The following is a 25,403-nucleotide window of genomic DNA, read 5'->3' as shown; positions in this document are numbered from 1 at the left end:
TTGAGAGCGATGAACATGGACAGAGCGCTGGAGTTTTATACTCTCGAGAAGGGCATCGTCTCCCTCAAGGAGCAGATCGACGCCCTGAACGAGACGGACGACCTCGCCCGAAAGGACAAGATCGCCGCCCTCCGCGCCGAGATCGAGAAGGAGTGGGCCGAGATACTGCCCCGGCTCTCGACCATCAACATCGTCCAGATCGCCCGCCACCCCAGGCGCCCCTACACCCTCGATTACATCGCTTGCCTCTTCCAGGATTTCATGGAGATGCACGGCGACCGCCGCTTCGCCGACGACCCGGCCATTGTGGCCGGCCTGGCCTTCTACAAGGGCCGGACGGCGGCCGTCATCGGCCACCAGAAAGGCCGGACGACCCGGGCCCGGATCGAACGCAACTTCGGCCAGGCCAACCCGGAGGGCTACCGCAAGGCCCTGCGGGTCATGCAGGAGGCCGAGAAGTTCGGCTTCCCGGTCATCACCTTCATCGACACCCCCGGGGCCTATCCCGGCATCGGGGCCGAGGAGCGCGGCCAGGCCGAGGCCATCGCCTACAACCTGAAGATCATCGCCCGGCTGAAGGTGCCGATCATCAACGTCGTCATCGGCGAGGGCGGCAGCGGCGGCGGTCTCGGCATCGGCTACGGCGACCAGCTGATGATGCTCGAGCATTCCTTCTACTCGGTCATCTCCCCCGAGGGCTGCGCCGCCATCGTCTGGAAGGACCAGAACGCCGTCGAGGAGGCCGCCGAGAACCTTGGCCTGCGGGCCCAGACCCTCCTCGATCTCGGGATCATCGACAGGATCATCCCCGAGCCGCCGGGCGGCGCCCATATCGACCCCGAGCAGACCTTCAAGAACGTCGACAAGGCCATCTATCAGGCCCTGAAAAAGTTCGAGGCCGTGCCCGTCGAGGAACTGCTCGACGCCCGCTACAGGAAAATCCGCAAGATCGGGGTCTTCGAAGAGCGGTGAGCGAAGACGCCGCGGTCAAGAAAGAGCTCGCCGCCGTCAAGGGCACGCGCGATATCCTGCCCGGCGAGGTCGAGAAGTGGCAGGCCCTCGAGGCCCTGGCCCGCACGACCTTCGAGCTCTACGGCTTCCGCGAGCTGCGGGCCCCCGTTTTCGAGGCCACGGAGCTCTTCGAGAAGGGCAGCGGGGCCACCTCCGATGTCGTCACCAAGGAGATGTACACCTTCGTCGACAAGGGCGGCCGGTCGCTGACCCTGAGGCCCGAGTACACGCCCTCGGTCGTCCGGGCCATCGTCGAGCACCGGCTCGACCTCGAGGGCGCGCCACTGCGCTTTTACTTTATGGGCCCGATGTTCCGCTACGACAAGCCCCAGAAGGGCCGCTACCGCCAGTTCCACCAGGTCGACATCGAGGTCTTCGGCGAGAAGGACGCGGCCGTCGACGCCGAGATCATCGAGATGGCCCACGCCCTGCTCCGCAAGCTCGGCGTGGCCGGGACCGAGACGCTGGTCAACTCGGTCGGCTGCCGGGCCTGCCGCCCGGCCTACAGCGCCGCCCTGCGGGAGGCGGCCGCCAAGCGCAAGTCGGAGCTCTGCCCCGACTGCCAGCGCAAGGCCGAGACCAACCCCCTGCGCATCTTCGACTGCAAGATCGAGGCCTGCCGGGAGATCGCCGCGTCCTTCCCCAGCATCCAGGACTACCTCTGCGAGGAATGCCGGGAGCATTTCCGCAAGCTCCTGGCCTGCCTGGACGCGCTCAAGATCCCTTACAAGGTCGACCCGCGGCTCGTCCGCGGCCTCGATTACTACACCAAGACGACCTTCGAGATCGTCTCGGCCGGCCTCGGCGCCCAGAACGCCCTGCTCGGCGGCGGCCGCTACGACGACATGATGAAGGATTTCGGCGGCCCGGACATCTGCGGCACCGGCTTCGCCATGGGCATCGAGCGGGTCCTGTCGATGGCCCAGATCGCCGCGCCGAAGAGGAAGCTGGTCTACCTCGCTTACCTCGGCGACGAGGCCAAGATGGCGGGCCTCGAGCTGGCCCGCTGGCTGCGGGCGAACGGCGTCGAGTGCCTGGTCGAATACAAAGACCGGGGCATGAAGGCCCACTTCGGCCGGGCCAACAAGCTTGGCGCGGACTGGGTCCTCATCGTCGGCGAGAACGAGATGAAGTCCGGCCGCTTCGCCCTCAAAGATATGGCCACGGGCCGCCAGGTCGACGGCCCCCGCGAGGAGCTGCTGGCGCTCCTCCGGCCAAGCTGACCTCCCGGGGATCCCCATGAACACTTCGAACCCGACCGGCACGCCCCTGAAACGAACGGATTACTGCGGCGCCCTGCGGGCCGCCGACGAGGGCCGCGAGGTCGTCCTCTGCGGCTGGGTCCACAAGACCCGCGACATGGGACATCTCGTCTTCGTCGATCTGCGCGACCGCGAGGGCCTGGCCCAGGTCGTCTTCCAATCCGACCGGCCGGAACTCGCCGAGGAGGCCAAGAAGCTCCGCGGCGAATTCGTCGTCGGCGTGCGCGGCCGGGTCCGCCGCCGCTCCTCCGTCAACAAGGACATCGCCACGGGCGAGGTCGAGGTCGAGGCCGCGGAGTTCCGCGTCTTCGCCGCGTCCAAGGTGCCGCCGTTCGTCGTGGCCGATCCGCCCCAGGCCTCCGAGGAGCTGCGCCTGAAGTACCGCTACCTCGACCTGCGCCGGCCGACCATGCAGCGCCATATCCGCCTCCGCCATGAGGCGGCTCTGGCCGCCAGGAACTACCTCAGCCGGCACGGCTACCTCGAGATCGAGACGCCCATCCTGGCCAACCCCACGCCCGAGGGCGCCCGCGACTTCCTGGTCCCCAGCCGCATGTTCAAGGGCCGGTTCTACGCTTTGCCCCAGTCGCCCCAGCAGTTCAAGCAGACCCTGATGGTCGCCGGCTGCGACCGCTATTTCCAGATCGTCCGTTGTTTTCGCGACGAGGCCCTGCGGGCCGACCGCCAGCTCGAGTTCACCCAGATCGACATCGAGACGAGCTTCGTCGACCTCGACGACTTCTTCGCCATGAACGAGGGCCTGATGGAGGCGCTTTTCGGCCTCGTCGGCCGGAAGGTCGAGCGGCCGTTCCGCCGGCTGCCCTACGCCGAGGCCATGGAGAAGTACGGCTCGGACAAGCCCGACCTGCGCGTGCCGCTCGAGATGCGCGACCTGACGGCCCTCGGACGCGAGGGCTCGTCCGAGATCCTGAAGAACGTCGTCGCTGCCGGCGGCGAGATCAAGGGCCTGCTCATCCCTGGCGGAGGCGCCCTTTCGCGCGGCCAGCTCGACAAGCTGGGCGAGAAGGCCAAGGAGCTCGGGGCCAAGGGCCTGATCTGGATCAAGAAGCAGGACGGCTGGAAGTCGTCGCTCAAGACGGCCGAGGCCGATTACGAGAAGATCTGGGCTGTCCTGGGCGGCGCGGACGCCGACCTGGCCCTGCTCGTCGCCGACAAGAAGGACACGGCTCTTAAGGCCCTCGGCGAGATCCGCCGGACCTGGCCGATCGAGGACGCCGCCCGCAAGGACCGCCTCGAGTTCTGCTGGGTCACGGACTTCCCGCTCTTCGATTGGAGCGAGGAGGAGAAGCGCTTCGTCTCCATGCACCACCCTTTCACCTCGCCCTACGAAGAGGACCTGCCCCTTCTCGAGACGAGCCCCGACAGGGTCCGGGCCAAGGCCTACGACCTCGTCCTCAACGGCGTCGAGGTCGGCGGAGGATCGATCCGTATCCACGACATGGACGTCCAGCGCCGCATTTTCAAAGCCCTCGGACTGACGGACGAAGAAACGCAGACGAAGTTCGGCTATTTTCTCGACGCCTTGAGCTACGGCGCGCCGCCGCACGGCGGCATCGCCCACGGCTTCGACCGCGTGGTCATGTTTCTGGCCGGGGAAGAGTCCATCCGCGAGGTCATCCCCTTCCCCAAGACGACCGGGGCCCTCGACCTGATGACCGGCTCGCCCTCGGCGGTGGACCAGCGCCAGCTCGACGAGCTGGGGCTGAAGCTCAAGGGCTGAATCTTCAGCCCGGCTCGGGCAGCCAGCCGTTATCGGACGGGGAACTTCTAATCGCTATAACGATGGACATACGAAGATCGCCGCGCGGGAAGGCCGGGGCCCGGCCGCGGAGCGTCCCGCCCCCGGCCCTCCCGCGCTAGCGCGTCAATCGAGGCTGATGCGGATCACTTGATCTCCTGTCCGGTCATCGGGTCGGTCAGACTGACCCTGTGGACCTTGCCCAGCCTGTCGAGCGGGCCGGGCCACTTGTCGCCGCCCTTGTTGCAAGGCTCCCAGTCGCCGACGATCATGATCGCCATCTTCTGCGGCTGGATGTATTTCGTCGCCACCTCCTGGACCCGGGCTTTGGTCACGGCCTTGATCTTCGCGAGGTAGGTCTTGTAGTAGTCCGCCGGCTTGCCGGTCATCTCCAGATTGGCGAAATTCATCATGGTCGTCTGCGGCGACTGGAAATTGTCGGCGAAGCTTTCAAGGTAGTAGTTGACCGCCGTCTCCATCTCGGCGTCCGTAACGGGCTGCCTGCGGATGCGGTCGAACTCGGCCAGGATCAGGGAGATGGCGTAGCCGACCGTGGCGGATTTCGTCTGGACGTAACCGGCGAACGTGCCCGGCAGGCCCCAGCGGAAGTTGAAGCGGCTGCCCTGGTTATAGGACAGGCCCTCGTCCGAGCGGACCTTGGTCGTGATCCGCGAGGTGAAGCTGCCGCCGCCGAGGATGAAGTTCATGACCTGGACGGCGAAATAGTCGGGATTCGTGTCCTCGAACCCGAGGTGACCGAGGCTGATGTAGCCCTGGTTGATGGCCTTCTGGACGAAATATACGCCCGGCTCGGGCGACGGGAAAGACTTGGGCAGGGCCGGGAACGAGGCGGCGCCGCCTTGCCAGCCGGCGGCGAGCTTCTCGATCTTGGCCTTGAGGGCGGCCTTGGAAAAGTCGCCCGATACGGCCAGGATGACGTTCTTCGGCGAGAAGTATTTGGCGTGGAAGGCCTTGAGGTCGGCCGCCGTGAGGCCTTCGTACACGGCCTTGGTCGGCTGCCAGGTCACGGCGTTGTCGCCGTAGAGAAGCCGCTCGTACTCCCGGTTGAGGACCTGGCTCGGCTGGTCGTTGGCCTGCCGCAGCTGTTCGACGAAGCGGGCCTTGGCCAGCTTCAGGGGCTCCTCGCGGAAGGCCGGGTTGCGAAGGACGTCGAAGAACGTGGCCAGGCCCTCGTCGAGGTCCTTCGACAGGACCGAGAGGCTCAGCGTCGAGGTCCGCTCTCCGACCATGAAGCTCAGCGTGCCGCCGAGAAAATCGATGCGCTCCTCGATGGCCGAGCCGTCCTTGGCCGCGGTGCCGCCCTTGATGAGCTGGTCGCCGAGGACGGTGCCCAGCCCCGTCTTATCTTTTGGGACGTAGAGATCGCCGCAGTTGACGAGCGCGGTGATGTTGAAGAGAGGCAGGCTCTTGTCCTCCTGGACATAGGCCCGCAGGCCGCCGGCGTAGACGACCTTGAACGCTTTCGGGTCCGGCGGATCGTACTTGAGGGCCGGGTACTTGAGCTCGGACGGGTGCTTGGCCTGGGCCAGCCCGAGTCCGGCGCAGACGAGCGTGAGGGCCAGGATGGCGAAGATCTTTCTGTTCATGGCGTCCTCCTTACCGGCCCGACTTCCGGGTGTAGATCGCCGCCAGGCTGTTGTCCTTGACGAGGTACTTGGCGGCGACGCGCTTGATGTCGTCATTGGTGACCTGCTTGAGGGCGTCGAGGTCGGTCAGGATGGCCCGCCAGCCGCGCATGAGCTCGGCCCGGCCGACCCGGCTGGCCAGGCCCATGGCGCTGCCGAGGCTGCGGACGAACATGGCCTCGCCCTGGTTCTTGGCCTTCTGGATCTCGTCCTCCGTCAGGCCGTCCTTCTTGATCTTGTCGATCTCGGCCCAGATCTCCTTCTCCAGGTCCTCGGGCTTGACGCCCTTGTCGACGCGCGGCGTCGCCCGGAACTGGAAGGCCCCGACGTACCATTGGGGCCGGCTCGAGGCCGAGGCGCTGACGGCCAGCTGCTTGTCGCGGACGAGCGTCTTGTAGAGGCGGCCCGTGCCGCCCCCGCCGCCCATGCCGCCGCGGAAGCCGCCGCCGCCCGAACCCAGCGTGGTGGCCAGGATGGACAGGGCCGGCGTATCCGGATCGCCGTCGCGCGGCGTGTGGAACATCATCTGCAGGCTGGTGGGAGCCGGGCCCTCGCCGTAAAAGCGTTTTTCCCCGTACTGGGGCGGCTCGCCGTCGCGGATGGGCTCGAGGTCCGGGCCCTTGGGGATGCGCCCAAAATATTTTTCGGCCATGGCCACGATCGCTTTCGGATCGAAGTCGCCGACGTAGATAGCCACGGCGTTGTTGGGGACGTAGTAGGTGTTGTGGAACGCGACCAGGTCCTCTTTGGTCATCTTCTTCAGGTCGTCCATCCAGCCGATGACGTCCCAGTGGTAGGGCGAGGCCGTGTAGAACCCGGCGTTGACCTGCTCGTTGAAGAAGTAGCCGGGCTGGTTCTCGCTCAACCGGCGCTCCTCCATGATGACGTCCTTCTCGGAGTAGAACTCGCGGAAGCGGGCGTTCATCAGCCGGTCGGATTCCATGAGCATCTGGAGCTCGACCTTGTTGGACGGCAGGGTAACGTAGTAGCCGGTCGTCTCCTGGCTGGTCGAGGCGTTGAGCCCGGTGCCGCCGTTCTTCATGTACTGCGTCCAGAGGTCGTCCTTGATGATGTAGGCTTTCTGGGCTTTGACCAGATCGTCGACCTCTTTTTGCCAGGCGGCGATCTTGGCCTGGTCGCCGTCGGCCTTCCAGTATTTCTCCTTGTAGACCAGGCCCATGAGCTCGTCGATCCGGGCGTCGATCTTGGACTCCGCGGCATAATCCGTGACGCCCATGACCTCGGTGCCCTTGAACATCAGGTGCTCGTGGACGTGGGCGCTGCCGGTGATGCCCGGCCGCTCGTTGATCGAACCCACCTTGAAGTAGATGTGGCAGACGACCCGGGGCACGCCCGGCTTGGGGATCATGAGGATCTTCATGCCGTTCGCGAGGACGTGCTCCTGGACGTTCAGGGTCACGTCGGCGGCGGCGGCGAAGGCCGCGAGCAGGAAGGCGGCCGCGGCGAGGACAACGATGCGCTTGTTCATCTCCGACACCTCCTGGGGATTGACGGTACCGACCGTTTAGACGTACTTGCGGAGCCGCTTCTTCCGCTTGAGGGCCTCGACGACGTCCTTGACCTTCTGGTCGAGCGCGGCGTCGCAGACGAGCAGGGCGTCGCCGGCCTGGATGACGACGAGGTCGCGGACGCCCACGAGCGCCGTCAACCGGCCCGGGTTCCAGACGAGGCAATCCCTGGAATCGAGGGCGAGGACGTCGCCGCGGGCGGCGTTGCCGGACGGGTCCCGGGGCCAGATCTCGGCCAGCGTCGACCAGGAGCCGACGTCCGACCAGCCGAAATCGCCGTCGGCCACGAGGACGCCCCCGGCCTTTTCCATGAGGGCGTAATCTATCGACAGGGCGGGGGCGAGCTTGAAAGCGGCCTTGAGCCTGGCCCGGCTCCCCGATCTCAGCGCGGCTGTCATGGCCTTCCAGGCGGGGACCAGCTCGGGCGCGAACCGCTCGAGCTTCTCGGCGAACACGCCGGCCCGCCACAGGAACATGCCGGAGTTCCAGGCGTAATCGCCCGAAGCCAGGTACTCGTCGGCCTGGGCCAGGCTGGGCTTTTCCTTGAACTCCCGGGCCGGAAAAAAGATCGTGCCGCCGATCCTGCGGCCGGCGCCCCGATCATGGCGGATATAGCCGAACCCGGTCGCGGGGTAGGTCGGCGGGATGCCGAAGGTGACGAGGACCCGCTCGCGGGCCGCGGCCTCGGCCGCGTCGCCGAGCCGCCGCAGGAACCTGTCCTGCCCGCGGACCAGATGGTCGGCGGGCAGGACGGCCACTACGGCTTCCGGGTTCTCGAGCCAGACCCGGGCGGTCGCGAGCATCAGGGCCGGGGCGGTGTTGCGGGCCTCCGGCTCGACCAGGAAACAGCCTTTGGGCAGTTTCGGCAGGAGCTTGCGGGCCTGTCGCGTCTGGACGGCGTCGGCTACGAGCGTCAGCCGCCGCGGCGGGACGAGCGGCCGGATGCGCCGGACCGTCTCGAGCAGCATGGGGTCGGGCCCGGCGATGCGCAGGAACTGCTTCGGCCGGGCCGCCCGGCCGAGCGGCCAGAAGCGGGTCCCCCGGCCCCCGGCCAGGATGACGGCGCGGACGTCACGCCCTTTCATGACGCTCCGAGGCTGTTGATGACCTGCTGCAGGACGCCGCGGACCTCGGCCTGGATCGCGGCCAGGTCGGCCTCGGTGTCGGCCTCGAAGCGCATGACGATGACGGCCTGGGTGTTCGAGGCCCGGACCAGACCCCAGCCCTTCGGGAAGACGGCCCGGACGCCGTCTATGTCGATGACCGGATGGCGGGCGGCCAGGATCTTGCGGACCTCGTCGACGATCTTGAACTTGACTTCGTCGGAAGCGTAGATGCGGATCTCGGGCGTGACGCAGGTTTTCGGCAGGCCGGCCATCATCACCGAGAGCTTGTCCCGGGAGCGGGACAGGATCTCGATGAGCCGGGCCGAGGCGTAGATGGCGTCGTCGAAGCCGAACCAGCGGTCGTTGAAGAAGATGTGACCGCTCATCTCGCCGGCGAGCGGGGCGTTCTCCTCCTTGATCTTCTCCTTGATCAGCGAGTGGCCGGTGCGCCACATGATCGGCCGGCCGCCGAGCTTCTCGATCTCCTCGTAGAGGACCTTGGAGGCCTTGACCTCGGAGATGACGGCCGCGCCGGGCCGCGACGGCAGGATGTCCCGGGCGAAGACGATGAGCAGCTGGTCGCCCCACAGGATCCGGCCGGCGTCGTCCACGACGCCGATCCGGTCGGCGTCGCCGTCGTAGGCGACCCCGACCTCGGCGCCTGTTTCGCGGACCCTGGCGACAAGCTTTTCCATCGCCTCGGGGATGGTCGGGTCGGGATGGTGGTTGGGGAAGCGGCCGTCCGGCTCGCAGAAAAGCGCGGTCACGTCGGCGCCCAGCCGGCGGAGAAGGGGAACGGCCACGACGCCGCCGGTGCCGTTGCCGGCGTCGACGACCATCCTGACCGGGCGGGCGAGATGCACGTTCCCGGCCACATAGTCCTGGTACTCGGGGACGATGTCGAGCGGGCGGACGCGGCCCTGGCCGCGCGGGAAGACGCCCTTGCGGACGATCTCGTAGAGGCCCTGGATCGTCTTGCCGTAGAGCGTCTCCTCCCCGGACATAATCTTGAAGCCGTTGTGCTCCGGCGGGTTGTGCGATCCCGTGATCATGACCCCGGCCGGCATCCTTTTATAGAACACGGAGAAGTACAGGAGCGGCGTGGGCACGACGCCCAGGTCGGCGACGTCGCAGCCCGTCGAGAGAAGCCCGCGGGTCAGGGCCTGGGCGAAGCCGGGCGAGCTCAACCGGACGTCGCGTCCGAGGGCGACGTCGTTCTGGCCGCGGCCGAGAAAGAACGTGCCCATGGCCCGGCCCAGGATCTCGACCACGGGCTCGTCGAGGTCCACGCCGGCGATGCCGCGGATGTCGTATTCCCTGAAGATCTTTGGGTTGATGTCCAAGCCGCCCTCCTCGGTTAAGACGTCTCCCTTAATATCTTATTTATTATCAGTATGTTCAGGATTGGCGGCCGCTCCCTCTCCGGCCTTCCCGGCGCGTCCCTCCCGGCGCCGCCGGGCGTAGCTCGCGCCGATGAAGGCCTTGAACAGCGGGTGCGGGGCCAGGGGCTTGGATTTGAACTCCGGATGGAATTGGCAGCCCAGGAACCAGGGGTGGTTCGGGGCCTCGACGATCTCGACCAGGCCGTAATCCGGGTTGATCCCGGAGAAGATCATGCCGGCGTCGGCCAGAGCGTCCTTGTAGGCCGGATTGAACTCGTAGCGGTGGCGGTGCCGCTCCGAGATGTGCAGGGCCCGGTAGGCCTGGTGGGCCAGGGAGCCCTTCTTGATGTCGCAGCGGAACTGGCCCAGGCGCATCGTGCCGCCGATGTCGGCGTCCAGGGCCAGCTCGCGCCAGCGGACGATGACCTTGTGCGGCGCGTCCGGCACGAACTCGGTGCTGTTGGCCTTCTTCAGCCCGGCCAGGGAGCGGGCGTATTCGATCGAGGCGCACTGCATGCCCAGGCAGATGCCGAAGAACGGGACGTTGTTCTCGCGGGCGTAGGTGACGGCGCGGATCTTGCCCTCGATGCCGCGCTTGCCGAAGCCGCCGGGCACGAGGATGCCGTCCTTCTGGCCCAGGATCAGGGCGGGGTCGCCTTTCTCCAGCGCCTCGGACTCGATCCAGTCGATCTTGACGCACAGCCGGTGGGCCAGGCCGCCGTGGATGAGGGCCTGGTTGAGGCTCATGTAGGAATCGTGGAGGCCGGCGTACTTGCCGACCAGCGCGATCTCGACGACGTCCTTCGGGTGCTTGAGCCGGTCGACCATGGCCTCCCAGGCCGCCAGGTTCTTCTGCCGGCGCTGCAGGCGCAGCATCTTGAGGATGGTCGCGTCCAGGCCCTGGTCGGCGTAGTTCAACGGGATCTCGTAGACGGTGTCGACGTCGAGGGCCGTGATGACGGCGTCGACCGGGACGTTGGTGAAGAGGGCGATCTTCGACTTGATCTCGGCCGAGAGATGGCGGCCGGTGCGGCAGAGCAGGATGTCCGGCTGGATGCCGATCGCCCGCAGCTCCTTGACGCTGTGCTGCGTCGGCTTGGTCTTGAGCTCGCCGGAAACGCCGACGTAGGGGACCAGGGTCAAGTGGATGAACAGGGTCCGATCGACGCCGAGGGCCAGGCGCATCTGGCGCGTCGCCTCGAGGAAGGGCAGGCTCTCGATGTCGCCGACCGTCCCGCCTATCTCACAGATAACAATGTCGTTACCGTCAGAGACGGCCTCGATCGCGCTCTTGATCATGTCGGTGACATGAGGAATGACCTGGACGGTCTTGCCGAGATACTCGCCTTTTCGTTCCTTCCGGATGATGGATTCGTAGACCCTCCCGGCCGTCCAGTTGTGGGCCCGCGATGTCCTGGTCGACGTGAAACGCTCGTAATGCCCGAGATCGAGATCGGTCTCCGCGCCGTCGTCGGTGACGTAGACCTCCCCGTGCTGGTACGGGCTCATGGTCCCCGGATCGACGTTGAGGTACGGATCGAGCTTGAGGATGGTGATCTTGTAGCCGTGGCTTTCGAGGAGGCGTCCGATCGAAGCCGCGGCGATGCCCTTGCCCAGACCGGATATGACCCCGCCTGTCACGAAGATATACTTGGTCATGGAACTCACTTCGCGGAAACTGTCGCCCCGATTATATCTCGGCCGCGCGCCGCACTCAAGCGCCGCGCCGGGGAGCGATCTACGAAAGTCCGCCTCAGACCGCGGCCGGCTCTTGCGCCGAAGACGCGCCGCGCCGCGGCTCGCCCTTGGTCTGGCAGGTCGCCTCGAGGTACGCGCCTTCCTCGACGATGAGCGTCGGCGCCAGGAGCGTGCCGAAAACGCGGCCCTTGTCGTGAACCTCGATCCGCTCGGTCGCCTGCAGCGTGCCGCGGATCTCGCCGTTGATGACCAGCTGCCCGACCTTGACGTCGGCCTCGACCTTGCCCCGCTCCCCGATGACGAGGAGGGAGTCCGAGTTGATCGTGCCCTTGAAGGTGCCCTCGATCCGGAACGAGCCCTTGAAGGTCAGGTCGCCCTTGAACTCCGAATCCATGTCGATCAGGCCGGCCAGTTTGGTTTCGTTGAGCTCGCGAGGCTTGTCTTTCATGCGTTTGCTCCTTTGATCCTATCATAGATCCGATTGAGGTCGTCCAGGGAGAAATAAAAGATCTTCAGGACGCCCTTGTTCCTGGAGCCCGAGACCAGGACCTTGGTGCCCAGCATCTTGAGCATCTCCTCCTGCAGGGCATGGAGGTCGGGATCGGACAGGCTGCGCTGGGTCCGGGGCGCCCTCTTCTTGAGCCGGTTGACCAGGGACTCGGTGTTGCGCACCGACAGCCCCCGCTCGATGACCTGCTTGCAGCAGAAGAGCTGGGTTGCCGCGTCCTCGAGGGCCAACAGGGCCCGGGCGTGCCCCATGGAGATCTCCCCGTTGGTCAGCCGTTCCTGGATCTCCGGAGGAAGCTTGAGCAGCCGGAGATAGTTCGTGACCGAGCTGCGGTCCTTGCCGACCTTGTCGGCCAGCTCGTGCTGGGCGTAGCCGTGGTCGTCGATCAGCCTCTGGTAAGCCTGGGCGATCTCCAGGGCGTTCAACTCCTCCCGGTGGATATTCTCGATGAGGGAGATCTCGAGCTGCTTTTCCTTAGGAATATTGCGGATGAGGACCGGCACCTTGCGCAGACCCGCCTTCTGGGCGGCCCGCCACCGGCGCTCCCCGACGATGATCATGTAATGATCTTCGTCGGGAGTGACGACGATCGGCTGCACGATACCCGTCTCCTTGATCGATTGGGCCAGCTCGTCTATGGTTTGGTCGACGAACTTCGTCCTCGGCTGAAACGGGTTCGGCTTGACCTGCTCGAGATCGAGCTCGGCGAAGCGCTCGTCCTTGAGGATGCTGAATTCCTCGGGGATGAACGCTCCCAGACCTTTTCCCAGGGCTTTCTTGCTCATCGGCGGATGATCTCCTCGGCCAGGTTGATATAGGCTTCCGCGCCCTTGGACTTGACGTCGTAGAGAACGACGGGCTTGCCGAAGCTCGGGGCCTCGGCCAGACGGATGCTGCGCGGGATGATGGATTCGAACATGATATGCTTCAAGGACTTGCGGATCTCGTCGGCGACTTGCTTGGACAGGTTCGTCCGCTCGTCGTACATGGTCAGCAGAATGCCCTCGACGGCCAGCCTGGGATTGAAATAGGTCCGGACTGTCTCGAGGGTCTGGAAGAGATCCGGGATCCCTTCCATGCAGAAAAATTCCGTCTGGACCGGGATGATCAAAGAGTCAGCCGCGGACAGGGCGTTGATCGTCAGGAAGCCGAGCGAGGGCGGACAGTCGATGATGATGTAGTTGAAATATCGCCGCCCCTTTTCGACCGCTTCGACCAGGCGCTTTTCTCTTTGATCGGCCTCGTAGAGCTCGGCCTCGATCCCGGCCAGCTCGGGCGAACAAGGGCAAAGATAAAGGTTCTCCAGCTCGGTCCCCAGGACGCAATCCATGAAATCGCGGCCATTCATCATGGCCTCGTAGATCCCCTTGCCGTTCTCCTTCGGTTTGGCCAGGCCGAGCGTCGACATGCCCTGCGGATCCAGGTCAATAAGAAGCGTCCTGCGGCTTTTGAGAGCCAGGCAGGCGGACAAATTGATGGAGGTCGTGGTCTTGCCGACCCCGCCCTTCTGGTTGGCTACGGCGATTACCTTGTTCATGACTCGTCGTCAGCGCCAGTTTCACGTGAAACGACCGATGGCTTGGCGCCCCTCTTCCTCTGGATCTCGAGATGAAGGCCGATGTTCTGGACCGCGGCCGGGGTCAGGCCGGGGATCCTGCGGGCGTCGCCCAGCGTGGCAGGCCTCTTCTTTTCAAGCTTCTCGACGGCCTCCCGGGTCAGCCCGGAAACCTTCTTAAAGTCCATGTCCCGGGGAATCTTCATCGAATCGATCCTGCGCGCCCTGGCGATTTCTTTTTCCTGCTTCCTGATGTAGCCTTCATATTTGACTTCCGATTCGACGAACCGCGTTTCCTCAGGGCTCAGGGCCGCTGGAAGCTGCCCGTATTTTAGCACATCTTCGAGCCCGACTGACGGCTTTTTCAAATATTCGAACAGGGTCGGACGGTCCCCCGATCCGTCCTTGAATCGGGTTTTCTTCAGCCAAGTCGTGACCGTCTCGATCCGCCGCTCCTTTTCCAGGCGGCCATTCCAGACATCGTCGGGGATAAGCCCAAACTGGCGGCCGTATCCCATCAACCGCCGGTCGGCATTGTCTATCCTCAGCATCAGCCTGTGCTCGGCCCTGGAGGTGAAAAGGCGGTAGGGCTCGTCGATCCCGGTCGAAACCAGATCGTCGATCAGCACCCCGATATAGGCCTCGTCCCGCTTAAGCACGAACGGGGCCTTGTTCCCAAGGGCAAGAACGGCGTTGATGCCGGCCATCAGGCCCTGGGCCGCGGCCTCTTCGTAGCCCGAGGTGCCGTTGATCTGCCCGGCCAGGTAAAGCCGCTTGATCCGGCGCGTCTCGAGCGTCGGCAGGATCTCGACGGGGGAGACGGCGTCATATTCGATGCCGTAGGCCGGCCTCAGGATCTTGGCCTCGTCCAGCCCGGGGATGGTCGAAAGGATCTCGCGCTGGACCTCGAGAGGCAGGCTCGAGGACAGGCCGTTGACATAGGTTTCGGTCGTGTCCAGGCCCTCCGGCTCCAGGAAGAACTGGTGGCGGGCCCGGTGCGGGAACTTGACCACCTTGTCCTCGATCGACGGGCAGTAACGCGGCCCGATGCCTTTGATCCTGCCGCTGTAGAGCGGGGATTTATCGAGATTGCGGCGGATCACGGCATGGGTCGCGGCGTTCGTGTAGCCCAGATGGCAGAGGACCCGGTTCTCGAGGCGCGAACGGGTCCGATAAGAGAATGGGACCGGTTCGTCGTCCCCGGCCTGGGGGTCGAAGCGGCTCCAGTCGATCGTATCCCGGTCCAGGCGCATGGGAGTGCCCGTTTTCAGACGGATGGTCTTCAATCCGAGCCGCTTCAGCTGTTCGGCCAGGTCGATCGAGGGCGGCTCGTTGGCCCTGCCGGCCGGATAGCTCTGGAGGCCGATGTGGATCAGGCCGTTGAGGAATGTCCCCGGCGTCAGGATGACCGCCTTGGCTCCAAGAAACGTCCCGTCCAGGGTGCGCACTCCGCCGGCCACGCCCCGGGACACGACGATCTCGGAGACGACGCCCTGGAAGAGAGTCAGCCCCGGCATGGCTTCGAGCCGCCGCTTCATGGCCAGGCGATACGCCGCCTTGTCGCATTGGGCCCGCGGCGCCTGGACCGCCCCTCCCCGGCTGCTGTTGAGGAGACGGAACTGTATGCCCGTCTCGTCCGCCAGGAGTCCCATAAGGCCGCCGAGGGCATCGATCTCCCGGACCAGGTGCCCCTTGGCCAGGCCGCCGATGGCCGGATTGCAGGACATCTGGGCGATCATATCGAGGTGGATGGTCACCAGGCACGTCTTGAGCCCCATGGCCGAGGCCGCGGCGGCAGCTTCGCAGCCGGCGTGCCCGGCCCCGATGACGACGATGTCGAAATCGCTCGTCCGCGCCATCCTCGCCACTATTTCCCGACGCAGAAGCGTCCGAAGATCTCCTTCAGGATCTCCTCCGACCGGACTTCTCCGGTCAGCTGGCCGACCCGCTCGAGGGCCGCCCGGATCTCTTCGGCGGCGAGCTCATCGTCGTGCCCCCTGGCCAGGATGGCCCGGGCCCGGCCAAGGGCCTCGTGGATGTCCCGAAGGATGTCTCTCTGTCCAGCGTGGAGAACGATCTCCTCGTTCTTGCCCGCGCCGGGAACGAAGAAGGATCTGAGCTGCGAGCGCAAACGGGCGATATTCCGGCCTTTCAGGGCCGAGACTTCGATGACGGGGCTGGCGCCGGCCATTTTCCTGATCTTCGCCCCGCCGATCTTCCTGGGCAGGTCGCACTTGTTCAAGACGATGATCGACCGTTTCCCCCGGTATTTCCGGATGAGCCTGGCGTCTTCCCCGCTGTCGGGGCTGGAAGCGTCGAGAACGAGCAGCCGGCCGTCGGCCTGCCCGGCGATCTTCCTTCCCCTGGCCATGCCTGTCCTCTCGATGGGATGGGCGGGACGCCCGAGCCCGGCCATATCGACCAGGTGAAAAATGACCCCGTCGATGACCACCCGCTCCCGGAGGTAATCCCGGGTCGTGCCGGGGAACGGCGTGACGATGGCCCTGTCCTCCTCGAGGAGGGCGTTGAACAGGGTGGACTTGCCGACGTTCGTCCGGCCGACAATGGCCAGGGTGACGCCCTCGGCCAGGGCCCGGCCGGCCTCGTAGCTGGAGACGAGCCGGCCGACCTCGCCGGCGAGATGGTCCATGGTCTTCAGGACGGCCGCGGCGCTGGTTCGGACCCCATCCTCGGGGAATTCGAGGCCGGCCTCGATCCGCGAGAGCAGCCCGATGAGGCGCCCCCGGAGCTGCAGGACGTTCCGGGACAAGCTGCCGCCAAGCTGGCGTGACGAGACGCGGGCCTGGGCCAGGGACACGGAACGTACAAGATCGTCAACGGCCTGGGCCTGAAGGATGTCCAGCCGGCCGTTCAGATAAGCCCTCAGGGTGAATTCCCCCGGCCGGGCCAGCCGGGCCCCGGCCTGCGTCCCCATCCTCAGGATGGCGTCAAGAACGGCCGGGCTGCCATGGGAGGAGATCTCGGCCACGTCCTCGCGGGTGTACGACCGGGGCGTCTTGAAATAGGTCAGGAAGGCCTCGTCGAAGGCCGCTCCGTTCTCCGGGTCCCGGACGGTGCCGAAGATCTGCGTCCTTTCCGGGAACAGCTTTCCGGCTCTTCCTTTCGGTTCGAAGATCCGCCGGGCCACGGCCAAGGCCTGCTTCCCGCTGATCCGGACGATGCCCAGACCGCCGAAGCCAGGCGGCGTCGCGATGGCGATGATCGTATCCTCGAGCATATGCATCTCTTGTCCAATTCCCCATTCTAGGTGACACGACGGCCGTTGACAAGGTTTCAGCAGCGTTGCCGCAGGCGGAGGCGACCCCCGAGGCCGCCCGGCGGCCGGACATGACGATCCATGAACGAGGAAAGGGCGGCTTCAGCCCGCCGAATCAGCGGCGGACTTTGAAGATCTTGACCTTCTTCAGGAACCCTTCGCCGAGACTCTCGCTCGTTACGCCGGGGGTCTCGTTGGCGACGATGTGGACAATGCGCCGCTCGTACGGGTTCATCAGGTCGAGGATCTCCTCGCGCCCCGAATCGGCCACCTGCCGGGCGATCCGCTGGGCGTAGTCCTTGAGCTTTTTCTCTTTGCGCTTGCGGTAGAACTCGCAATCGACCTGGACCTTGACCGGGGAGATCTTGTTCAGGACATGCTGGACGGCCAGCAGCAGCGAGCCGTCGTTGCGCAGGAGGATAGCCTTGTCCGGGCCGTCGAAGATGACGAATAGGATGTCGGCGCGCTTCTTGACCTGGAAGGTCAGCTCCAGCGGGAAGACGGTCATCAGCTGCTCCAGGAAGCGCTCGGCGGCGTTCTCGGCGTCCTCGTCCTTGGGCCAGGCCCGGATGACGATCTCCTTGCTCTTCATGCCGAAGAGCCGCGTCTTTTCCGTGACGATCTCGTAGTTGAATCTCTCGCGCGGCAGCTTCAGCCGGTGCTCGGCCAGGCTGATGGCCTCTTCGAGGTTGCGGCCCTTGTACTCGGGCCGCTCGTCGGCCGGCTGTCCGTTGGCCGGCGCGCCGGCGGCCGCGCCCGGGGCTTCCCGGGGCTCTTCGTCCGGCTGGCCGGTCTCGATCTTAGTATCGTTGTCCATTGTCATCTCGCTTTGGCGGTCTTGGGCTTGGCCTTCTTCATCATGTCGTTCATGATGGCCTGCTGGACGATCTGGAGGACGTTCGTGGTCAGCCAGTAGAGGACCAGGCCGCTCTGGAAGTTGATGAAAAATATGGTCATTACGAACGGCATGGCGAGCATCATCTTGGCCTGCGACGGCGGCGCTGTCGACGGCGTCATCTTCTGGGAGATGAACTGGGTGACGCCCATGAGGATAGGCGTGATGTAAGTGGGATCCTTGACCGACAGGTCGGTGATCCACAGGGCGAAGGGGGCATGCCGGAACTCGACGGCCGCGACGAGCATCCGGAACACGCCCCAGAAGACGGGCAGCTGGATGAGCAGAGGCAGGCAGCCGCCGGCCGGATTGATGCCGTTATCCTTATAGAGCCTCATCAGCTCTTCGTTCATCGCCTGGCGCTGCTCGATATCGGTCTTGGCTTTCTTGTACTTGGCCTGCAGGGTCCGGACCTTCGGCTGGATCTCGGCCATCTTGGTCATGGACTTCGTCGAGCTGTAGGTCAGGGGGAAGAACAGGATCTTCAGGAGGATGGTCAGGAGGATGATGGACACGCCCCAGTTCGGGATGAGCGTGTGGAAGTACCGGGTGGCGACGAGCAGGATCTCGGCGATGAAGCCGAAGGTGCCGTAGTTGATGACCTTCGTCGCGCCGTGGCCGAAGGCCTTGAGGGCCAGCGATTCCTTGGGCCCGATGAAGGTCTCGGCCGGCTGGGTGACGTAGAGGAAATAGGCGGTCACGGGACCGGCCGCGGCCTGGCCGGGCTCCTGCTGGAAGGCCGCTTGTCCCAGCTGCGGCGCCAACAGGAACAGGGCCGTGAAATAGTTCTCATCGTAGGCCGCCCAGTCGACGGAGGCGTAGCTGTTCTGGCCGGCTTTGAACTTGCGCTCGTTCATCCGGACGACCTTGCCGCCCGTATAGACGGCCGAGCCGCGCACGGCGCTATAGCTCTGCTTGGCTTCCTCGATGGTCATGTTGCCGATGCCGGGCCCCCACAGGGACCAGGCCGCGACCGGTTGGCCGGCCTTCCAGACCTTGATCTCTGTGGTCATGGCATAGGTGCCGCCGGCGAAGCCGAAGTTCTTCTCGACCTTGACGCTGGCGCCGTCCGAATAAACGAAGCGGATCTCGCCCTTGGCCCCTTCTGCAAGGTCTAGGCCGGGGGCGGAGGCCTCGAAGAGCGCGGCATTGATCTGGCCGGCCAGGGCGGCGTCGTCGAGGCCGACGGAGAAGGGATAGCGGCCGAGCTCGGCGGCCAGGGCGGGGACCATCTCCAGGTCCTTCTGGTCCTTCTTCCGGCTAGTTTTATATTTCTTGAGCGTCCAGCTCTTGAGGACGGCACCCTTGTTCGACCAGACCGCCCGGTAGAGCGGCGTATCGACGACGACGTCCTTCTCGGACTGGCCGGCCACGGCGGCCAGATCCTGCGGCGGCAGGGCCGGAGCGGCTTCCGGCCTGGCCGCGGCCGGGGCCGGGGCTGGCGCCGCTGCTGCCGGCAGCGGCGCCTCGGGGGCCGGGGCGGCCGCGGTGACCGGCGGCTTAAGGTGGGCCTGCTGGGGTTTGACGAAGAGATATTGGTAGCCCATCAGGACCAGGAAGGACAGGACAATGGCCAGGATGAGTCGCTTTTCCATATAGGCTCACTCTCAGGGTACGGGATCGATCCCGCCCGCGTGGAACGGATGGCAGCGCAGGAGCCTGCGGGCCCCCAGGCAGGAGCCCCGAAGGAAGCCGTACTTGGCGATCGCCTCATAAGTGTAGGCCGAGCATGTCGGGTGGAAGCGGCAACGGTTGCCGACGAGCGGGGAGAGGGCGATCTGGTACAGGCGGATCAGGGCCAGGGCGACGGCTTTCACGATGATATCCGTTTTCGAAAAATCGTTGTCAACGACGAGAGATACGAATCCCTAAGGTCGGGCCAGGCCGCCGTCCCGGCCTCCGGCCGGGCGACGACGATCAGGTCGAGGGGCGTCCCGAGGAGGCCCTTATTCCGCCTGAACAGGTCCCGGAACCGCCGCTTGACCTTGTTCCTGACGACGGCCGAACCGACCTTCCGGCTGGCGACGACCGCCAGGCGCGAATAGGCCAGCCCGTTCCCCCGGAAGACCAGGGTGAAATACCGTCCCCTGAAGCGGCTTCCTTCCCTGTAAATGCCCGCGAAATCGCCCTTTTTACGGATTCTCTCGAGAGGCGTCAGGCGCTCGTTCATCCGACAGAAATGCGCTTGCGGCCTTTGCGCCTTCTGCTCTTGATGACTTCCTGGCCGGCCTTGGTCTTCATGCGGACCCGGAAACCGTGTGTTTTCTTGCGTCTTCTGTTGTTCGGCTGAAACGTTCTCTTCATGGTGACCCAACTTTAATGGAAACGGTATGTTACCCGAACCCCCCCTGCCTGTCAAGGCCGGCGTCCCCTGGAATCTTTGATTTTCCCCCTGAAGGCGCGTATAATATGAGGAAATGAAATCATTGAAAATCGGCGATAAGGTCATTTATCCAAATCAGGGCCTTGGCGTCGTCGAAGCCATCCACGAGGAGGCCTATAACGGGGAGAGGTTCCGGGTCTTCAACCTGAGGATCATCTCCAACAACACCCTGGTCACGGTCCCAAGCTCGACCGCTTTGGAGCTCGGCATCCGGCGCCCGGTGGCGGAAGACACCATCCGGAAGGTCCTCCAATTCCTGGGCAACGGCGAGGTCGACGTCACGACCGACTGGAAAGGGCGCTACAAGGAGCATCTCAACCTGATGAGGTCGGGGACGCTCCTCGACATGGCCACCGTGCTCAAGAGCCTCTATTACCTGAGCACCCAGAAGCCGCTGTCCTTCCGGGAAAAGAAGATGATGGAGAAGGTCAGGGAACTCATCGTCTCCGAGATCTCCGAGGCCGTCGACGGCCCCAAGGCCAAGATCGAAGAGAAGCTCCTGGACACGCTGTCCCGCTCGTTCAAGACCGCCAAGCACCGCGCCGCCGCCTGACCCGACGCCTATGATCCTCACGGGGATCCTCCTTTTTCTCCTGTGCCTGGGCCTGAGCGCCTTTTTCTCTTCCTCCGAAACGGCCTTCATAGCGGCCAACCCTTATTCGCTCGAATACCAGGAAAAGAAAGGCTCCAGGGGGGCCGCCCTGGCCCGCAAGATCAAGGGCCGGACGAACGACCTCCTGACCACGATCCTGCTCGGGAACACGCTGGTCAACGCCGCGGCGGCGTCCCTCGCGACGTCGGTCATCGCCAGCCTCCTGCCGGCCGGGAAGGGGAACCAGGCCGTGCTATACGCCACCGCGGCCACGACCCTGCTGCTCCTCATCTTCGGCGAGATCAATCCAAAGACCTTCGCCGCCCATAACCCGGTCCGGCTGGCCATGGCCTTCGCCTACCCCCTGCGGGGCATCATGTTCCTGCTCTCGCCCCTCCTCAAGCTGTTCACCCTGATGACCGGCCTGATCATGCCCTCGTCACGGTCGTCCAAGGACGCCCCCGGGCGCCTGCTCAACGAAGAGGAAACCCGCATCGCCCTCCGGGCCGGGGCCCGGGGCCTGTCCTCGCTCCGCCGCCGGATCGTCTCGGGCGCCCTCGACATGGGCCTGCGGCCGGTCAAGGAGGTCATGGTCCCGCGGCCCGAGATCAAGGCCATCGAGATCGACTCCGGCCGCGAAGCCGTCCTGGCGGCCGTCCGCTCGACCGGCTATTCTCGCTACCCCGTCTATCGGACCCGCCTCGACAACATCGAAGGCATCGTCCACAGCAAGGACATTGTCGGTTATCTCATAGACAATAAAGCGTTTACGGTAAAGGACGTGCTGCGCAGCCCGATGTTCGTCCCGGACCTTGCCTCGCTCGAGAAGGTCCTCCTCCAGATGCAGGAGAAGGCCGTGCACATGGCCCTGGTCGTCGACGAGTTCGGCAATGTCGACGGCCTGGTGACCCTGGAAGACATCATCGAGGAGATCGTCGGGGACATCCAGGACGAGCACGACGGCCAGGCCGAGGCTTGGTATTCGCGCCTCGACGGCGGCCGCGTCCGCGTGGCCGGAGCGGCGCCGGTCAAGGACGTCAACGCCCTCGTGCCCCTCCGCATCCCCGAGAAACCGGAGTACACCACCCTGGCCGGCTTCTTCCTGGACGAGTTCGGGCGCCTGCCCCGCGAGAAGGATTCCCTCGTGTTCGGCGGCTATCGCCTGACCGTCGAAAAGATGAGCAAGCGCCGCATCACCCTCGTCGAGATCGCGCCGGCCCAGCCGGCCGGAGCCGCCGGGTCATGAAGAACGTCGCCCTCAACAAGACGGTCTCGCACGATTATATCGTCCTGGAGACCTTCGAGGCGGGCCTGGCCCTGGTCGGGAGCGAGGTCAAGTCGGTCCGGGCCGGCCGCGTCAGCCTCAAGGAGAGCTACGCCGAGGTCCGCGGCGGCGAGGTCTTCCTCGTCAAGTGCCACATCAGCCCCTACGAGGCGGCCAACATCTTCAACCACGAGCCGCTCCGCGACCGCAAGCTCCTTCTCCACCGGCGCGAGATCAGGCGGCTGGCCGGCAAGACCCAGGAACGGGGCCTGACCCTCGTCCCGACGCGGGTCTATATCGGCGACAAGGGCCGGATCAAGCTGGAACTCGCCCTGGCCCGGGGCAAGCGCGAGCACGAAAAGCGCGAAGCCATCAAGAAGAGGGACACGGACCGGGAGATCCGGGCCGCGCTCAAGAACCGGTCGCGCTGAAGGCCGCGGCCAGGCGGACCGCCTCTTCGAAGCTGCGGGCGTCCGCGACGCCTTTCCCGGCGATATCGAAGGCCGTGCCGTGGTCCGGCGAGGTGCGCGCGAACGGCAGCCCGAGGGTGGCGTTGACGCCCGTGACGAAGGCCATGATCTTGAAGGCGATGAGCCCCTGGTCGTGATAGAGGGCCACGGCCACGGCGTCCTTTTTCCCCAGCGCTTCCAGGAACACGATGTCGGGCGGGTAGGGCCCGGTCACGGGGATGCCCGCGGCCGCCGCCCTCTCCAGGGCGGGGCCGATCTCGTCGATCTCCTCCCGGCCCAGCTCGCCGTTCTCGCCGGCGTGCGGGTTCAAGCCGGCCAGGAGCAGGCGGTAAGGCCCGCCGGGGACCCGGGCCAGGCCGCGATTAAGGGTCCCGAGGAATTCGGCCAAGGCGCAGGCCCGGACGGCCTCCACGGCCTCCCGGAGGGGACGGTGGTGGCTGAAAAGGGCCACCTTGAGCCGCTCCGACCAGAAGGTCATGACGGCGTCAGGATAGAGCCGGGCCAGGTACTCGGTATGGCCCCGGAAGGGGTGTCCGGCCAGGGCCCAGGCGGCCTTGGAGATGGGCGCGGTGACAACGGCCCGCAGCCGGCCGGCGCGGGCGGCCTCGACGGCCGTTTCGAAGGCGCGGAAGGAAGCCTCGCCGTTCTCCGCGGACACGCGGCCGACAGCGGCGGGACCGTCAGGACCGGGAACTGCGGCCAGGAACACGCCCGGCTCCGCGGGACCGTCGGGGCGCCAGTCGCGGCGGTCGATCCGGAGCCCGAGGCGCTTTTCCTCGGACTCGATCACGCGGGGGTCGGCGTAGAGGATATAGGCGGCCGGCGGCAGGGCGCCGGCACGGGACAGGGCCTTGACGACGATCTCGGGGCCTATGCCGCCCGGATCGCCGGAGGTCACCCCGATCGTGGGGATCGTCATTTCCGGCCCGGCGCGGCTCCCTCGTCGTCGGGGACTTCGCCGGCCTTGTAGACGCAGCGGATGCTGGACTTATAGATGAGCAGGTTGGGGGCGCCCTCGCGGTTGAGCTTGATGCAATTGCGGTCGTACCACTCGATATAACCCTCGACGACCTCGCCGTCGGTGTAGACGACGGTCATGGGCGTCTTCTTGTTCATCTGCTTGAGATAGTAGTAGCTCTCGGCGAAGGTGTCGGTCGGCGGGTGCATACGCTTGCGGGACGCGTCCTTATCGCGCTCCCGTTCGCGCTCGCGCTCGCGCTCTTTTTCCTGGCTCATGCGTTCCTTGATCTCGGTGAGGTCCGGCCGGATGAGTTTTCTGTTCATTGAATTACTCCAACGTCTGGGTTGGATCGGGTTTGAAACCCCTTTATTTAAAGATAGCACAGCGGCGGTCCGAATGCAAGTAAATCGTTTAGTGTCAACAGGAAAAGGGTAAAATCCCGCCCGGCGGGCGCCGGTAAAGCGACGGCCGGGCGGGCGATCGAAGGGCCGGTCAGGGTCGATCCTGATGAAGGTCGGGCGCAAAGTCGGCGAGCTGGATATTCCTGGACTTCAGGTTCGTGCCCATCGACTTTTCCAGGGAGGCGATCGAGACATTGTAGGACACGATGGCGTTGAGCTCGGAGATCCGGGCGTTGGCCAGGTCGCGCTGGTAGGACAGGACCATGTAGTTCGTGCTCATTCCCACGCGGCGCTTCTCCTCTTCGGCCGCCAGCTTCTGCTCGGCCAGCTCCCGGGCCTTGGTGTAGGCCAGGATGCGCTTGTAGTTGGCCTCGACGGACCGCACGGCGTTCTTGACCTCGACGTAGATCTGGTCCTTCTGGTTCTCGAGGTCCAGGATGGATTGGCGCAGGTTCAGCTTGGCTTGGGCCAGGGAGGCCTTCGAAAAGATATTGGCCAGGGGCAGGCTGAAGGTCAGGCCGAGGTTCCAGTTGGGGTATTTCAGCTTGAACGTCTGCTTCAGGGCGCCGCCGATATCGCCAGGGACGGTGTAAGCGATGTCATTGTCGAGGGGGTTGCCGTTATAATAGATCCGGGTGCCGTCGATGCCGGGGCTGGAATAGGACGCCGAAAGGCTGAGGTCGGGCAGGATCTGGTTCTTGGCGTAGCTGAGGTTGAGCCGGTCGCTCGCGAGCCCGTACTCGGCGATCTTGAGGTCGGTCCGGTTCTGGATGGCCGCGGCCAGGGCTTCGTCCAGGTTGACCTCGCGCGGGACGTAGGTCGGCTTGTCCTTGGGGACGAGAGCGGTCAAGGCCTTGTCCTCCTCGCCGGTGATGTGGAGCAGGAGCTTCAGCTGGTCTTCGTTGCTCTTGATCTGCGTCTCGGCCTGGATCAGGTCGGCCTCGCGGGTCGCCACCTCGGCCTGGGCGCTGAGGACCTCCATCGGGGCCAGGGTGCCGACCTCGACCGAACGCTGGTTCTTATCGAGCAGGTCCTTGGCCAGCTGGAGGGATTGCTGGCGGACGTCGAGGTTCTCGACGCTGTAAACCAGGTTCCAGTAGGCGCTCTCGACGTCGAAGACCGTCGTCATCAGCGTATTCCTGAGCGTCTCCTCGGAGACCCCCAGGTTGTTGCGGGCCACCAGGATCTCGTTCTGGTTAACCTTGAGGCCGAAGTTCCGGAGCAGGGGCTGGGTCAGGTTGAAGGACAGGGTCGTGGAGTAGCGCGGGTCGATCGTGATGCCGCGGGTGTTGGCCGTCGTCCTCGAGCCGTTGAAGCCCAGGCTCAGCGTGCCGCCGGTCGGCAGCGTCTCGGTGGCGTTCAGGAACTGGTAGTTCTGGTTCCGGCTGATCGTGCTGTCGCCGGGGGAATCGAGGTACGAATAGGCCGCGTTCTCGGACTTCGAGGACCGGGCGCTCAGGCTGAGCGTGGGGATGTACTTTTCCCGGGCCTGGCTGACCGCTTCGGCCGACATCTGCGGGCCGAGGACCTGGATGGCCACGCCCAGGTTGTCCTTGAGGGCCTTGGCGATGCATTCGTCGAGGGACATCGACAGGACCCCCGTCCGGGCCTGGGTTTCCTGGGCCAGGACGGGGACCGCCGCGAGAAGCGCGGCGGCTATGAGGGGGAAGATCGCTTTCTTCGTCATATCCATCTCCTTATCGC

The 25,403-nt window shown here is 65.2% G+C and carries 24 protein-coding genes; 6 read left to right on the top strand and 18 right to left on the bottom strand.

Going from position 1 to position 25,403, the window contains the following annotated elements; all coding sequences use genetic code 11:
• Positions 1-15 precede the first annotated feature (15 nt).
• From ABFD52_00260 to aspS, 3 genes are read left to right on the top strand one after another with little or no spacing between them, the layout of a single operon-like run.
• On the top strand, positions 16-972 hold the full coding sequence (locus tag ABFD52_00260) for an acetyl-CoA carboxylase carboxyltransferase subunit alpha (protein ID MEN6559192.1): 957 nt from the start codon (positions 16-18) through the stop codon (positions 970-972).
• Positions 969-2,234 carry a histidine--tRNA ligase gene (gene hisS / locus ABFD52_00255; GenBank protein MEN6559191.1) on the top strand — a complete coding sequence of 422 codons (1,266 nt, stop codon included), beginning with the start codon at positions 969-971 and terminating at the stop codon, positions 2,232-2,234. Before ABFD52_00260 ends, hisS begins: the two co-directional genes overlap by 4 nt.
• Positions 2,235-2,250: 16 nt before the next feature.
• The gene (gene aspS / locus ABFD52_00250; protein MEN6559190.1) at positions 2,251-4,014 is read left to right on the top strand and encodes an aspartate--tRNA ligase; all 1,764 of its coding nucleotides are present in this window, start codon (positions 2,251-2,253) and stop codon (positions 4,012-4,014) included.
• 164 nt (positions 4,015-4,178) lie between these two features.
• Here aspS and ABFD52_00245 read toward each other — a convergent pair whose 3' ends face one another.
• From ABFD52_00245 to rpmH, 15 genes are all read right to left on the bottom strand, one after another.
• Positions 4,179-5,639, bottom strand: a complete 1,461-nt coding sequence (locus tag ABFD52_00245; GenBank protein ID MEN6559189.1) for a pitrilysin family protein — start codon at positions 5,637-5,639, stop codon at positions 4,179-4,181.
• Between the two features lie 10 nt (positions 5,640-5,649).
• Entirely contained in the window at positions 5,650-7,167 is a 1,518-nt protein-coding gene (locus ABFD52_00240) for a pitrilysin family protein (protein MEN6559188.1), read from the bottom strand.
• A 36-nt stretch (positions 7,168-7,203) separates the two neighbouring features.
• Entirely contained in the window at positions 7,204-8,292 is a 1,089-nt protein-coding gene (locus ABFD52_00235; protein ID MEN6559187.1) for a sugar phosphate nucleotidyltransferase, read from the bottom strand.
• Positions 8,289-9,656: a phosphomannomutase/phosphoglucomutase gene (locus tag ABFD52_00230; GenBank protein ID MEN6559186.1), complete on the bottom strand. Its 1,368-nt coding sequence runs from the start codon at positions 9,654-9,656 to the stop codon at positions 8,289-8,291. Before ABFD52_00230 ends, ABFD52_00235 begins: the two co-directional genes overlap by 4 nt.
• Before the next feature lie 36 nt (positions 9,657-9,692).
• Complete coding sequence (locus ABFD52_00225; protein MEN6559185.1) at positions 9,693-11,354, bottom strand: CTP synthase; 1,662 nt, start codon at positions 11,352-11,354, stop codon at positions 9,693-9,695.
• 94 nt (positions 11,355-11,448) lie between these two features.
• Positions 11,449-11,841 carry a polymer-forming cytoskeletal protein gene (locus tag ABFD52_00220; GenBank protein MEN6559184.1) on the bottom strand — a complete coding sequence of 131 codons (393 nt, stop codon included), beginning with the start codon at positions 11,839-11,841 and terminating at the stop codon, positions 11,449-11,451.
• Positions 11,838-12,686 carry a ParB/RepB/Spo0J family partition protein gene (locus ABFD52_00215; protein MEN6559183.1) on the bottom strand — a complete coding sequence of 283 codons (849 nt, stop codon included), beginning with the start codon at positions 12,684-12,686 and terminating at the stop codon, positions 11,838-11,840. Before ABFD52_00215 ends, ABFD52_00220 begins: the two co-directional genes overlap by 4 nt.
• Positions 12,683-13,438 (bottom strand): ParA family protein, encoded by a 756-nt coding sequence (locus ABFD52_00210; GenBank protein ID MEN6559182.1) that lies wholly within the window; start codon positions 13,436-13,438, stop codon positions 12,683-12,685. The genes ABFD52_00215 and ABFD52_00210 overlap by 4 nt, the downstream gene beginning before the upstream one ends.
• A complete protein-coding gene (mnmG, locus tag ABFD52_00205) occupies positions 13,435-15,315 on the bottom strand; it encodes a tRNA uridine-5-carboxymethylaminomethyl(34) synthesis enzyme MnmG (GenBank protein ID MEN6559181.1) in 1,881 nt (626 codons plus the stop codon). The genes ABFD52_00210 and mnmG overlap by 4 nt, the downstream gene beginning before the upstream one ends.
• A gap of 8 nt (positions 15,316-15,323) precedes the next feature.
• Positions 15,324-16,694: a tRNA uridine-5-carboxymethylaminomethyl(34) synthesis GTPase MnmE gene (mnmE, locus tag ABFD52_00200; protein MEN6559180.1), complete on the bottom strand. Its 1,371-nt coding sequence runs from the start codon at positions 16,692-16,694 to the stop codon at positions 15,324-15,326.
• Positions 16,695-16,848: 154 nt separating this feature from the next.
• On the bottom strand, positions 16,849-17,550 hold the full coding sequence (locus ABFD52_00195) for a R3H domain-containing nucleic acid-binding protein (GenBank protein MEN6559179.1): 702 nt from the start codon (positions 17,548-17,550) through the stop codon (positions 16,849-16,851).
• Between the two features lie 2 nt (positions 17,551-17,552).
• The gene (gene yidC / locus ABFD52_00190) at positions 17,553-19,223 is read right to left on the bottom strand and encodes a membrane protein insertase YidC (protein MEN6559178.1); all 1,671 of its coding nucleotides are present in this window, start codon (positions 19,221-19,223) and stop codon (positions 17,553-17,555) included.
• A 12-nt stretch (positions 19,224-19,235) separates the two neighbouring features.
• Positions 19,236-19,445, bottom strand: a complete 210-nt coding sequence (gene yidD, locus ABFD52_00185; protein ID MEN6559177.1) for a membrane protein insertion efficiency factor YidD — start codon at positions 19,443-19,445, stop codon at positions 19,236-19,238.
• Positions 19,442-19,798 carry a ribonuclease P protein component gene (gene rnpA, locus ABFD52_00180; GenBank protein ID MEN6559176.1) on the bottom strand — a complete coding sequence of 119 codons (357 nt, stop codon included), beginning with the start codon at positions 19,796-19,798 and terminating at the stop codon, positions 19,442-19,444. The genes yidD and rnpA overlap by 4 nt, the downstream gene beginning before the upstream one ends.
• Entirely contained in the window at positions 19,795-19,932 is a 138-nt protein-coding gene (gene rpmH / locus ABFD52_00175; GenBank protein ID MEN6559175.1) for a 50S ribosomal protein L34, read from the bottom strand. The genes rnpA and rpmH overlap by 4 nt, the downstream gene beginning before the upstream one ends.
• A gap of 113 nt (positions 19,933-20,045) precedes the next feature.
• Here rpmH and ABFD52_00170 point away from each other — a divergent pair, with 113 nt between their 5' ends.
• Genes ABFD52_00170 through smpB form a run of 3 tightly spaced genes read left to right on the top strand, consistent with a single transcriptional unit; the run spans position 20,046 to position 22,298 of the window.
• Positions 20,046-20,564 (top strand): CarD family transcriptional regulator, encoded by a 519-nt coding sequence (locus tag ABFD52_00170; protein MEN6559174.1) that lies wholly within the window; start codon positions 20,046-20,048, stop codon positions 20,562-20,564.
• Between the two features lie 10 nt (positions 20,565-20,574).
• On the top strand, positions 20,575-21,849 hold the full coding sequence (locus ABFD52_00165; GenBank protein ID MEN6559173.1) for a hemolysin family protein: 1,275 nt from the start codon (positions 20,575-20,577) through the stop codon (positions 21,847-21,849).
• Positions 21,846-22,298 carry an SsrA-binding protein SmpB gene (smpB, locus tag ABFD52_00160; GenBank protein ID MEN6559172.1) on the top strand — a complete coding sequence of 151 codons (453 nt, stop codon included), beginning with the start codon at positions 21,846-21,848 and terminating at the stop codon, positions 22,296-22,298. The genes ABFD52_00165 and smpB overlap by 4 nt, the downstream gene beginning before the upstream one ends.
• On the opposite strand, the gene pdxA is transcribed toward smpB, so the two are convergent.
• The 3 genes from pdxA to ABFD52_00145 form a co-directional block, all read right to left on the bottom strand.
• A complete protein-coding gene (gene pdxA, locus ABFD52_00155) occupies positions 22,279-23,256 on the bottom strand; it encodes a 4-hydroxythreonine-4-phosphate dehydrogenase PdxA (GenBank protein ID MEN6559171.1) in 978 nt (325 codons plus the stop codon). The genes smpB and pdxA overlap by 20 nt on opposite strands.
• Positions 23,253-23,621: an RNA chaperone Hfq gene (locus tag ABFD52_00150; protein ID MEN6559170.1), complete on the bottom strand. Its 369-nt coding sequence runs from the start codon at positions 23,619-23,621 to the stop codon at positions 23,253-23,255. The genes pdxA and ABFD52_00150 overlap by 4 nt, the downstream gene beginning before the upstream one ends.
• Before the next feature lie 169 nt (positions 23,622-23,790).
• Entirely contained in the window at positions 23,791-25,386 is a 1,596-nt protein-coding gene (locus tag ABFD52_00145; protein ID MEN6559169.1) for a TolC family protein, read from the bottom strand.
• Positions 25,387-25,403: the final 17 nt, after the last annotated feature.

This window comes from Acidobacteriota bacterium (assembly GCA_039683095.1).
In the GTDB taxonomy this organism is placed as follows: domain Bacteria; phylum Acidobacteriota; class Aminicenantia; order Aminicenantales; family Saccharicenantaceae; genus RBG-16-66-30.
This window is presented reverse-complemented; position numbering and strand designations above follow the sequence as displayed.

Excerpts from the sequence above, each read along its gene's own strand:
- ABFD52_00260 (MEN6559192.1), top strand. The coding sequence starts at position 16 with ATGGACAGAGCGCTGGAGTTTTATACTCTCGAGAAGGGCATCGTCTCC.
- aspS (MEN6559190.1), top strand. The coding sequence starts at position 2,251 with ATGAACACTTCGAACCCGACCGGCACGCCCCTGAAACGAACGGATTAC.
- ABFD52_00245 (MEN6559189.1), bottom strand. The coding sequence starts at position 5,639 with ATGAACAGAAAGATCTTCGCCATCCTGGCCCTCACGCTCGTCTGCGCC.
- ABFD52_00240 (MEN6559188.1), bottom strand. The coding sequence starts at position 7,167 with ATGAACAAGCGCATCGTTGTCCTCGCCGCGGCCGCCTTCCTGCTCGCG.
- ABFD52_00235 (MEN6559187.1), bottom strand. The coding sequence starts at position 8,292 with ATGAAAGGGCGTGACGTCCGCGCCGTCATCCTGGCCGGGGGCCGGGGG.
- ABFD52_00225 (MEN6559185.1), bottom strand. The coding sequence starts at position 11,354 with ATGACCAAGTATATCTTCGTGACAGGCGGGGTCATATCCGGTCTGGGC.
- ABFD52_00220 (MEN6559184.1), bottom strand. The coding sequence starts at position 11,841 with ATGAAAGACAAGCCTCGCGAGCTCAACGAAACCAAACTGGCCGGCCTG.
- ABFD52_00215 (MEN6559183.1), bottom strand. The coding sequence starts at position 12,686 with ATGAGCAAGAAAGCCCTGGGAAAAGGTCTGGGAGCGTTCATCCCCGAG.
- ABFD52_00210 (MEN6559182.1), bottom strand. The coding sequence starts at position 13,438 with ATGAACAAGGTAATCGCCGTAGCCAACCAGAAGGGCGGGGTCGGCAAG.
- mnmG (MEN6559181.1), bottom strand. The coding sequence starts at position 15,315 with ATGGCGCGGACGAGCGATTTCGACATCGTCGTCATCGGGGCCGGGCAC.
- mnmE (MEN6559180.1), bottom strand. The coding sequence starts at position 16,694 with ATGCTCGAGGATACGATCATCGCCATCGCGACGCCGCCTGGCTTCGGC.
- ABFD52_00195 (MEN6559179.1), bottom strand. The coding sequence starts at position 17,550 with ATGGACAACGATACTAAGATCGAGACCGGCCAGCCGGACGAAGAGCCC.
- yidC (MEN6559178.1), bottom strand. The coding sequence starts at position 19,223 with ATGGAAAAGCGACTCATCCTGGCCATTGTCCTGTCCTTCCTGGTCCTG.
- rnpA (MEN6559176.1), bottom strand. The coding sequence starts at position 19,798 with ATGAACGAGCGCCTGACGCCTCTCGAGAGAATCCGTAAAAAGGGCGAT.
- rpmH (MEN6559175.1), bottom strand. The coding sequence starts at position 19,932 with ATGAAGAGAACGTTTCAGCCGAACAACAGAAGACGCAAGAAAACACAC.
- ABFD52_00170 (MEN6559174.1), top strand. The coding sequence starts at position 20,046 with ATGAAATCATTGAAAATCGGCGATAAGGTCATTTATCCAAATCAGGGC.
- ABFD52_00165 (MEN6559173.1), top strand. The coding sequence starts at position 20,575 with ATGATCCTCACGGGGATCCTCCTTTTTCTCCTGTGCCTGGGCCTGAGC.
- smpB (MEN6559172.1), top strand. The coding sequence starts at position 21,846 with ATGAAGAACGTCGCCCTCAACAAGACGGTCTCGCACGATTATATCGTC.
- pdxA (MEN6559171.1), bottom strand. The coding sequence starts at position 23,256 with ATGACGATCCCCACGATCGGGGTGACCTCCGGCGATCCGGGCGGCATA.
- ABFD52_00150 (MEN6559170.1), bottom strand. The coding sequence starts at position 23,621 with ATGAACAGAAAACTCATCCGGCCGGACCTCACCGAGATCAAGGAACGC.
- ABFD52_00145 (MEN6559169.1), bottom strand. The coding sequence starts at position 25,386 with ATGACGAAGAAAGCGATCTTCCCCCTCATAGCCGCCGCGCTTCTCGCG.